This is a genomic window from Arhodomonas sp. KWT, from assembly GCF_010993615.1.
This window is the reverse complement of the sequence record NZ_WNXE01000181.1, coordinates 1,718-4,304: the sequence shown is the minus strand read 5'-3', so window position 1 is coordinate 4,304 and position 2,587 is coordinate 1,718. Positions and strand designations below refer to the sequence as shown.

2 protein-coding genes are annotated in these 2,587 nt (G+C 70.3%); one reads left to right on the top strand and one right to left on the bottom strand.

All coding sequences use genetic code 11. From position 1 onward, the window contains the following. Window positions 1–98 precede the first annotated feature (98 nt). Window positions 99–2,006, bottom strand: coding sequence for a sodium:proton antiporter (locus G7A99_RS16180; RefSeq protein WP_163142050.1), 1,908 nt, complete (start codon window positions 2,004–2,006; stop codon window positions 99–101). A 93-nt stretch (window positions 2,007–2,099) separates the two neighbouring features. Here G7A99_RS16180 and G7A99_RS16175 point away from each other — a divergent pair. Next, a partial coding sequence (locus G7A99_RS16175) for an exonuclease (protein WP_163142047.1) occupies window positions 2,100–2,587 on the top strand: 488 nt, incomplete at its 3' end.

The following is a 2,587-nucleotide window of genomic DNA, read 5'->3' as shown; positions in this document are numbered from 1 at the left end:
CTCCCTCAGGGCGGCCGGCGAGACGGCGGCGTCACCGCAGTCGGCACCTGCCACCGCCGGGAGCAGCAGCGCGAGGACGGCGGCGAACGCGGCCGCCCTCATCCCTCGTCCCCGTCCGTGCCGGCATCCCGCGGCAGGCTGCCGGCCGGCGCCTGATTCCGCCGGGTCATGGCTTCGTCCTCGGTATGCCGCCCCCGGGCCGGGCGGCGGGCCTGCTGGGCCCGAGGGGACATGAATGCCAGCACCACGTCACCGCGTTCCGGAGCGAGCGCCCGGCCGGCCTCGCGCAGACGCAGGCCGCCATCGGCGCGTACCGCGATCATCGGCATGGTGTCGTCGCCGAGACCCGCGAAATACTCGCCCGCGCGGTAGTTGCGGGTGATCCGGGTACGCTGCAGGCGCCAGCCCTGGTAGTAACGCTGCTGAAGGACCTCGTAGCGGGCCTCGCGCCCGTAGAGCGGGCGCCCCGTGAGCGGACGCTGGATCTGGCGCGGGTGGTCCTCGGCGTCCGTGGGCAACTGGAAAACGTGCTCACGCCCGAGATCGCGGGTGTAGCGGCTGCATACCAGAGCGTTATAGGCGTCATTGTCCGTTGCCGCGACGAGATAGCCGATATCCGCCAGGTCGAGACTCTGCTCCGCCGTCTCGGAGAGGACCTCGCCGTAGAAATACGGGATGGACGCCAGGCGCACCGCCCGCAGGCGGTGCCAGGACTGGTCGCAGATGATCACGTAGACACCGAGCTCGCGCAGCCGGATCGCCAGCGCGACGCTCCACGGCGAGGCCCCGACGATCATCAACCCGTGGCGGTCCCGGGAGGCGAGCCCCAGACGCAGGGCCACCGTGCGGATGGAAAAACCATGGAGGACTACGGTCACCAGCACCAACAGGAAAACCAGTGGTGTCAGCGCCCGCGCCTCCGGATAGCCCGCAGCGGCCATCTCCGGGGCGAACACGCCGGCTACCGCGGCGGCGACGATCCCGCGGGGAGCGATCCACGCCACCAGGGCGCGTTCACCACGGGTCATCGGGGTGCCCTGGGTTGCAAGCCAGATCGCCACCGGGCGCACCACGAAGACGACCGCGAGAAGCAGCGCCACCGCCCGCCCGTCGATCATCGCGAGCATGGCGGTATCCACGTCCGCGGACAGCAGGATGAATACCGTGGAAACCAGCAGGACAGCGAGGTACTCCTTGAAACGGCGGACCTCCTGGATGTCCGCGAGCCCGGAGTTGCCCAGGACCATGCCCATGACCGTGGCGGCGAGCAGCCCGGCCTCCGCCTGCACCGCGTTGGCGCCGGCGTATACCACGAGCACGCTCACCAGCAGCACCGGCGGTTTCAGGAACTCCGCCACCTGCCCGCGCAGGAACAGCGCCACCATGCCGCGGGCGGCCAGATAGCCACCGCCGGCCCCGACCAGCGCACCGCCAATGAGGCGCCAGACGATCTCCAGCGTGGCGCTCGGGGCCTGGACAGTGACGAAGAACTGGAAGACCAGCACCGCAAGCATCGCGCCCAGCGGGTCGTTGATGATGCCCTCCCACTTCAGATAGGAGGCCGGGCGGCGGCGCAGCGCAGCGTGGCGCAGCAGCGGCATGATCACCGTTGGCCCGGTGACCACGATGATCGCGCCGAATACCAGCGCGACCGGCCACGGCAGCCCGCCGATGTAGTGGGCGGCCAGACTGCCGAGCAGCCAGTTCAGGGGCAGTGCCGGGAACAGCAGCCGGCGGACGCCGCTGCGTGCCTCACGGAACTCGTGCCAGCGCAGGCTAAGTCCGCCCTCGAAGAGAATTACCGCGACGCACAGCCGGATCACCGGGTGCACGAGCTCCCCGAGATCGCGGCTGGGCACCAGCCAGCCGGTCACCGGCCCGGCGACCACGCCGAAGATACAGAGCACCACGATGGCCGGCCACTGGAGCCGCCACGCGAGCCACTGGGCCCCCACGCCCAGTACGGCGATGACCACGAGCACGTCGGTGAGATGGGATTCGGGCATACGCGTCCCCGCACCGGCTGGCAAAATGGCCGCGGAGCATAGCAGAGGGTCCACACCGCGGCGACCCTCGATGACACCGTCCCGGAGGCGCCCATGGCCCGCACCGAGATCTACTGCTCGACGGACATCGAGACCGACGGCCCTGCCCCGGGGCTGCACAGCATGCTCTCCTTCGGTACCGCCGCCTACACCGCGGACGGGGCGCTCCTGGCGACCTACTCGGCGAACCTCGTGCGGCTAGCGGACGCCGTCGAGCACCCGGACACCATAGCCTGGTGGCGGACGCAGCCGGAGGCCTGGGCCGCATGCCGGGCCGAACCGCGACCGCCGGAGACGGTGATGCCCGGCTACGCCGCGTGGCTGAAGGCGCTTCCCGGGCGGCCCGTTTTCGTGGGCTACCCGGCGAGCTTCGATTTCGCCTTCGTCAATCACTACCTGCACCGCTTCCACGGCAGCAACCCATTCGGTTTCGCCGCGCTCGACATCAAGAGCTACGCGATGGCGGTGCTCGGCGAGAGCTTCACGCGTACCACCCGCGCGCGCATGCCGGCGCACTGGTTCGCGGACCTGCCCCACACCCA